Source organism: Acidimicrobiales bacterium, assembly GCA_036378675.1.
Taxonomy (GTDB): Bacteria; Actinomycetota; Acidimicrobiia; order Acidimicrobiales; family Palsa-688; genus DASUWA01.
Map to the genome: position 1 here is coordinate 168,056 of DASUWA010000007.1, position 7,717 is coordinate 175,772.

The 7,717-nt window shown below is 66.9% G+C and carries 6 protein-coding genes; all 6 read left to right on the plus strand.

All coding sequences use genetic code 11. The features are described from left to right. The first annotated feature begins 23 nt into the window (after positions 1-23). Positions 24-800 (plus strand): 4-hydroxy-tetrahydrodipicolinate reductase, encoded by a 777-nt coding sequence (gene dapB / locus VFZ97_02980; protein HEX6392376.1) that lies wholly within the window; start codon positions 24-26, stop codon positions 798-800. Positions 801-953: 153 nt separating this feature from the next. Further along, the gene (locus VFZ97_02985) at positions 954-2,072 is read left to right on the plus strand and encodes a ferritin-like domain-containing protein (protein ID HEX6392377.1); all 1,119 of its coding nucleotides are present in this window, start codon (positions 954-956) and stop codon (positions 2,070-2,072) included. 58 nt (positions 2,073-2,130) lie between these two features. Further along, positions 2,131-3,021, plus strand: coding sequence for a 4-hydroxy-tetrahydrodipicolinate synthase (gene dapA / locus VFZ97_02990; protein ID HEX6392378.1), 891 nt, complete (start codon positions 2,131-2,133; stop codon positions 3,019-3,021). After that, a complete protein-coding gene (locus VFZ97_02995) occupies positions 3,014-4,696 on the plus strand; it encodes a ribonuclease J (protein HEX6392379.1) in 1,683 nt (560 codons plus the stop codon). Before dapA ends, VFZ97_02995 begins: the two co-directional genes overlap by 8 nt. 145 nt (positions 4,697-4,841) lie before the next feature. After that, complete coding sequence (locus VFZ97_03000; protein ID HEX6392380.1) at positions 4,842-7,187, plus strand: DNA translocase FtsK; 2,346 nt, start codon at positions 4,842-4,844, stop codon at positions 7,185-7,187. A gap of 194 nt (positions 7,188-7,381) precedes the next feature. Then, positions 7,382-7,717 (plus strand): hypothetical protein (locus VFZ97_03005; protein HEX6392381.1); only part of this gene is annotated, 336 nt, incomplete at its 3' end.

A 7,717-nucleotide genomic window follows, 5' to 3' on the forward strand; every position in this document is an offset into this window, starting at 1 on the left:
TGCTGCAACTACTGTCGCCGCCGATGCGAGTAGCTGTCATCGGCGCCGGCGGCCGAATGGGCTCGACGGTCTGCGCTGCCGTTGTCGCCGCCACTGACATGGAGCTCGTGGCGGCGGTCGACCCGGCAGCCGAGGGGAGGCTCACGGCCGCTGGCGACGTCCAGATCGCACCTGACCTCGAAAGCCTCGCCGGCGACAAGGTCGACGTCGCGGTCGACTTCACCGTCCCGGGAGCTGCGGTCGGCAACGCCACCCGTTGCGCCTCGTACGGGATCCACACGGTGATCGGAACGACGGGGATCGGGGAAGACGAACAAGCCGCGCTGCGCCACGCCTTCCCCGCCGGCGGCAGCCTCGGGTGCGTCGTCGCCCCCAACTTCGCCATCGGCGCGGTGCTGATGATCCGCTTCGCCGAGATCGCGGCACCCTGGTTCGAGACGGCCGAGATCATCGAACTCCACCACGAGGCCAAGGTGGACGCCCCCTCCGGCACGGCCGTGCTGACCGCTGAGCGGATGGCCGCCGCCTCGGCCGACTGGATGGCCGACCCGACCAAGATCCAAACGATTCCAGAGGCCCGGGGAGCCTCCGGGCCAGCGGACATACGCATCCACTCGGTGAGGTTGCGCGGGCTGGTCGCCCACCAGGAGGTCCTACTCGGAACCACGGGACAGAGCCTGACCATCCGGCACGACTCCTACGACCGCCAGTCGTTTATGCCGGGCGTGCTGCTTGCCGTCCGGAACGTGGCCGGCCGCCCCGGGCTCACCGTCGGCCTAGAGGCCCTCCTCGGACTGTGACACCGCCCGGGCGGGGCGCCCGACATTCATCTGGCCCCGCCCTCTGGGAGCGTGGGGGCCCCTGCCCCACGCCCGGCCGTATTCCTTGACAGGTCGGCTATCCCAGTTAAGCTAACAGCGTTATCTGACAGCGCGTGAAGCGGGGGTTTCAGCGTGACGACTCTCAATGAGAGCCCAGGAATCAACGAGCAGATCATCGGGCGGGCCGGGGTCAACGACCTGGAAGCGATCCTCGCCATCAGCAACAACGACTCCAGCGCTTCAGACCACAGCGTCGACTCGCACTTCGGAGCGCTGTTCACGTGGGACTACGACAAAGGCGCCCGTGCCCGGCTCGAACGCCTCTACGAGAAGGCGAAGACGGCGCAGTGGAACGGCGAGACCGACCTTCCCTGGGACACCGACGTGGACCAGGAAGCGGTGGTGATGGCGAACCGCGAGCTCATGGGCGCCCGGGGCCTGGACATCGACGTCACCGGAACGCCGTTCGAGCACTGGACGGACGAGCAGTGGCTGCGTCTCGGTTGCGAGAGCCAGAACTGGATGCTTTCGCAGTTCTTGCACGGCGAGCAGGGCGCCCTTCTATGCACCGCGCGCATCGTCGAGACGGTCCCGTGGATCGACGCCAAGTACTACGCGGCAACTCAGGTGATGGACGAGGCTCGCCACGTCGAGGTCTTCGGCAAGTACCTGAACGAGAAGCTGTCCGGCCACTACCCGGTCAACGCTCATCTGAGGATGCTGCTCGACGACATCATCGCTGACAGCCGGTGGGACATGACCTATCTGGGCATGCAGATCATGGTCGAAGGCCTTGCCCTCGCCGCGTTCGGTTTCATGCACGACATCACGACCGAACCTTTGTTGAAGCAACTCCTCCGTTATGTGATGTCGGACGAAGCACGACATGTTGCGTTCGGTGTGCTGTCCCTTCAGGAGCTTTACTCGAACCTCTCCGAAGGGGAGCTGCGTGAACGCAAGGAGTTCGCGTTCGAGGCGGCGGTGCGGATGCGGGACCGTTTCTTGCAGCAGGAGGTGTGGGAGCGGCTGGGAGTCCCCGTCAAAGAGGCGGTGTCCGTAGTGACCCGGTCGCCCGAGCGCCAGCTCTTCCAGCGAATGCTGTTTTCGAAGATCGTTCCCAACTGCAAGAAACTGGGCCTCCTCGACAACGGCGACTCGTGGCTGCGGGAGCGGTTCACCGAGCTAGGCGTCATCGAGTTCGAGAACCTGACCGATACCGGCGAGGAGTTCGAGGTCTTCCAGATCGCCTGATGCCCGGGAGCGGCTGTTTATGCGGGTTTCGCCGGCGCCGCCCCGGTAGGCTCTGCACATGCCAATGACCGGCAGGTTCGGCGCAGTCGGCTGCGCAATGGTTACCCCGTTCGGTCCCGGCGGTGACCTCGACGTCGACGCCGCCGTCTCGCTCGCCAAGTGGCTGACCGAGCACGGAAATGACTTCCTGGTCCTGACGGGTACAACAGGCGAGAGCCCGGTTCTCTCCGATTCGGAAAAGACCGACCTGTGGAGGGCGGTCACGTCCGCGGTGACGGTTCCTGTTGTCGCCGGGACGAGCACAGCGGATACCAGGCATTCGGCCGAGCTAACCAAGCTCGCCCGCCAGGCTGGTGTCGCGGGGATCCTGGCGGTGACGCCGTACTACAACCGGCCGTCCCAAGCCGGTATCGAAGCGCATGTTCGCGCCATCGCCGACTCGGCGGGGGACCTGCCGGTGCTGCTGTACGACATCCCGGTCCGGACCGGGCGCAAGGCGAGCAAGGACACCATCCTCAAGCTCGCCCGTGACGAGGTGATCGTGGGCGTGAAGGACGCGACGGCAAACCCCGCGGCCAGCGCTGCCTTGGCCGCCGATGCGCCCGGAGGCTTCGAGCTCTACAGCGGCAACGACGCCGACACACTCCCACTGCTAGCCGTCGGCGCTGTCGGCGTGATCTCCGTTGAGGCGCATTGGGCGGGCGAGTTGGTCACCGAGATGATCTCTGCGTTCCTCAAGGGCGACGTGGATCACGCGCGCGAGGTCAACGCCCGGTTGATCCCGTCCCACGAGTTCCAGTCGACCGAGGACGCTCCGAACCCGGTACCGGCTAAAGCGATGTTGAGGACCCTCGGCAGGAAGGTCGGCCACTGCAGGCTTCCCATGGGAGTGGAGCCCGACGGGCTGGAGGAACGCGCCCGCCGGGTCTTTGACCAGCTGCATGCCTGACGCGCCGGCCCCGCCCGCTTCGCCGGTTCGAGTCGTTTTCCTCGGGGGGCTGGGCGAGATCGGTAGGAACTGCGCCTGCGTCGAGGTGGACGGGCGGATCCTTATCCTCGACTGCGGGCTCATGTTCCCCGACTCGGAGATGCCGGGCATCGACCTTGTCCTCCCGGACTTCACCTACCTGCTCGAAAATGCCGACCGCGTCGAGGGTTGCATCATCACCCACGGGCACGAGGATCACTGCGGGGGGCTTAGTTTTCTCCTGCGGGATCTGTCGTTCCCGGTATACGGCTCAGAGCTGTCTCTAGGGCTCGCCAGAAACCGGATCGAAGAGTCGGGCCTTCTCGACAAAACGGAGCTCGTGCCGGTGCGCGACGGTGAGCGACGGAAGATCGGCCCGTTCGACGTCGAGTTCATACCCGTAACCCATTCGGTGCCCCACGGTTTTGCGACGGCGTTCCACACGCCTCAAGGGGTGATCCTGCACTCCGGCGACTTCAAGATCGATCTGACCCCCGTGGATGGCCGCGCGACCGATCTGGCGAGGATCGGCGCGATCGCGTCAGGCCCCGGGATCCGCCTGTTGCTGTCCGACTCGACCAACGCGGAGGAGGATGGCCACACCCAGAGCGAGCGTGCGGTCGGCCGGGTGTTGACCGATCTCTTCAATGCCAACCAGGACAAGCGGATCATCGTCGCCTGTTTCGCCAGCCACATCCACCGGATTCAGCAGATCGCGGACTCGGCGATCGAGTGCGGCCGGGTGATCGCCACGCTGGGTCGTTCGATGGGCAAGAACGTCTCGCTCGCCCGATCGATGGGATTACTGAGCATTCCCGACGAGAGTCTCATCGACATAGAGCGGATCGGGGACTACGACCCGAGATTGGTCTGCGTCATCTCGACGGGTTCTCAGGGCGAGCCGATGTCTGCGCTGGCACTGATGGCTGCGGCGGACAACAAATGGATCTCCATAGGTGAAGGCGATCTCGTGGTGCTCTCGTCCCACGCCATTCCCGGCAACGAGGGGAACGTCGGAAAAGTGATCGACGGCCTGTCCCGGCTCGGTGCCGAGGTGGTGCACTCGGGTCTCGCCGGCGTTCACGTGAGCGGGCACGCGAGGCGGGAGGAGCTGAAGACGCTTCTGTCGTTGGCCAGGCCCGAGTGGTTCATACCGGTGCACGGGGAGTTCCGGCACCTCACCCACCACGGCCGCCTGGCCCAGGAGATGGGCGTACGCGGGGACAAGGTGCTGCTCGCCGAGGATGGTGACGTCGTCGAGCTGACCCAAACCGGTGCCGAGTTCGCGGGGGAAGTGCCCGCCGGCTACCTGTACGTCGACGGCATCGTCGGCGACGTCGGCCAGGGAGTGCTCCGGGACCGCCGGGTCCTCGCCGAGGAGGGTGTGGTGATCGTCGTGGTCACCGTCGACGCCAAGTCCGGAGAGGTGCTCACCGGCCCCGAGATCATCACCCGCGGTTGGGTTTATGCGCCTGAGGCGGAGGAGCTTCTCGGCGAGGCGCGGCAGGCCGTTCTCGAAGCGCTCGAGGAGGCCGCCGACTCGGGGTCGGTGGACTTCGAGACGCTCAAGCGGCGCGCCCGATCGGCCCTGGGACGCTTCGTCGCCGAGCGCACCCGCCGGCGGCCGATGATCGTTCCGGTCGTCATGGAGGTTTAGCGGGCGCTCCGCTGTGAGTGCTGTTGCTGCTGTTACGCTCGGGGTTGCTGTGACTACTGTGACCCGTCGTCGCCCTGCGCCCAGATCTCGGCCCACCGGAAAGGCGGCGTCGAGAGAGCGTCGTAAACGCGGTCTCAGCCGCTGGTTGGGGCCGCAGGCCTACGACGTCTGGGGCCTCGGCTTGTTGGTCGTCGCCGCGCTGTGCGCTCTGGCGGTCTACAGCGGCCTTGCGGGGCCGGCAGGGCGGGTTCTCAATCGAGCCGCGTCCGACCTTGTTGGTGGGTCGAGGCTGCTGCTCCCGCCGGCGCTGCTGGCGGTCAGCTGGGCTCTGCTGCGCGAGAGCCATGACAAGGGGCGCCGGGACAGGGGGCGCCGGCCGGCGCGCCCGTCGCAGGTAGAAGACGCAGAGCGCAGCCCACGGCCTCCGTCGCGCGTTGCGATCGGCTGCGGATTGCTGCTCCTCGGTTTCGCCGGCGTACTGGATCTGGCGAACGGGCCCGCCAACTGGACAAGCGCACTGTCTCCGCTGCGCCATGCCGGAGGGCTTGCCGGCGCCGCGATCGGTGTACCGCTCAGGGCGGGTGTCGGCCAGTGGGGAGCCGGGTTCGTCCTCTCCGGTGTTCTTGCGCTGTCGCTGCTGATCGTCACCGGCACCCCGGCCAGGGTCGCGGCCAGGTGGATCGTGATCGGAGTCGGAGCGGCCGCAAAGGTCGGAACCGCGTCGGCCGGAGGCGCGGTTTCTCTCGTGGGCCGATCGCGACGACTCGCTGCAAGCCGGCGCCATCCGGCATCCCAACCGGGACAGCCGCGCGCGCCCTTCGACGTTGAAAGCATGGCCGGCGACGCCGACGAATCGCTCGCTGAATCGGGCGGAGACGAAGACGAAGCGATCGCCGGGGCGGACAGCTCCGAGGAGGATGGCATTGGACGGCCGGCGGTGCCGATCCACGTTCCGCCCCCCGACCAACCCGTGGATGCCGAGCAGCTTTCGATATCGCTTGGACCTTCGGCGGCTCCCGGCACGTGGCGGCTGCCCCCGATCGCGCTTCTCGGTAGGACCAAGGCCGCCGAGATCGATCGCCGCCACGTCGAAGCGCTCGGACACACCCTCGAGGACGCTCTCGCCGCGCACGGAGTGGAGACCAGGCTGGTCGGCATGACCGTCGGCCCGACGGTCACCCGCTACGAGCTCGAGCTCGGCCCGGGCGTGAAGGTCGCCAAGGTCACCAACCTCCAAAAGGACATCGCCTACGCGATGGCCGCCGCGGATGTGCGCATCCTCGCGCCGATCCCGGGACGGTCGGCGATCGGAGTCGAGGTGCCGAACCAGAACCGGCAGCTCGTGGCGCTCGGGGACATCCTCGCCTCGGCCGAAGCGCACGCTGCGGTCCATCCGCTCGAGGTGGCCCTCGGAAGGGATATCGCGGGAAGGCCCATACTCGAGAACCTCGCCAACATGCCGCACATCCTCATCGCCGGCGCCACCGGCGCCGGGAAGTCGTCGTGCATCAACTCGCTCCTGTCGTCGATCCTCGTTCGGGCCACTCCCGATCAGGTGCGCCTGATCCTGGTGGACCCGAAGCGGGTCGAACTCGGGCAGTACAACGGCCTGCCCCATCTCCTGACCGGCGTTGTCACCAACCCCAAGAAGGCGGCCAACGCTCTTGCGTGGGCGGTTCACGAGATGGAGCGGCGCTACGACCTGTTGGCCGAGGTCGGGGTGCGGGACGTCACCGGGTACAACGCCGCCTACGACAGGGGAGAGCTGCAAGGGGAGCCTGCGCTCGGCCAGGAGCAGCGCAACTACGAGCGCCTGCCGTTCATTCTCGTGGTCGTCGACGAGCTGAACGACCTGATGATGGTCGCGGCGCGCGACGTCGAGGAATCCATCTGCCGGATCGCCCAGATGGCCCGGGCGGTCGGCATCCACCTGGTCATCGCTACGCAAAGACCCTCTGTCGATGTCATCACCGGCGTCATCAAGGCGAACATCCCCTCGCGGTTGGCGTTCGCGGTCTCGTCGCTGGCTGACAGCCGGGTGATCCTCGATCAACCCGGAGCCGAGCGCCTCATCGGCAAGGGCGACATGCTCCTCCTGAGCGCTTCCTCGAGCGTCGCCAGGCGCATCCAGGGCGCGTGGGTGACCGAGGAGGAGGTGCGCAAGGTCGTTGCGCACTGGCGCCGGCAGTCGGCGCCGCGCTACGTCGAGGGAGTCGAGGGGAGCGATGACGGTCCCGCGGCTGGACGAGGTTTCGGCGGCGATGATGACGACGACGATTTGCTGGACCAGGCGCGGGAGCTTGTCGTTCGCTCTCAGCTCGGTTCCACCTCGATGCTCCAAAGAAAGCTGCGCGTCGGGTTCGCCCGGGCCGGCCGCTTGATGGACCTGCTCGAGCAGCGTGGTGTGGTCGGGCCGTCGGAGGGATCCAAGGCACGCGCAGTGCTGATGACAGTCGAGGAGCTCGAGCAACTCGAAATGGGCGACAGCTAGTGCCGTGTTATGGAAGGTTTGCCGGTTTGGTGGTCACAGGTGGGGTGGATACTTGGGTGATGCGTCGGTCTCGTCATTTGGAGGGTGTGGTTTACCGGTCGTGCCGGGTCGGGTTGCGGGTCAGTGCCGGTCAGCGTCGTCGCTGTTTCGGTTTGTTGCGCTCGGCTGGCGATGTTTGGGCGGGGCTGATCGAGATGAACGAGGTTCGGTTCCGACGGGGCGGTCCGCCTGTTTTCGACTATCCGTCGTTGTGCCGGGAGTTGGCCGGTGTGGAGGTGGGCGAGTTGTCGGTGGCGGCGGCGCGGTCGGTGGTCCGCCGCTATAGCGAGGCGTGTTTCGCCACCGCGGCGCGCAAAAAGAAAGGTGAGGGGGCCCGCTACCCGCGGCGTAAGAAGGCGCTGATGCCAGCGCGGTTTTACGCCGGCACCTTCAGCTTGGAGGGTCGCGTGCTGCGGTTGTCGACCGCCCGGGGCCGCGCCCCGCTTGTTGTGCGCCTCTCGCGGCCTGTGCCTTACCCCAGCGGGGATGTC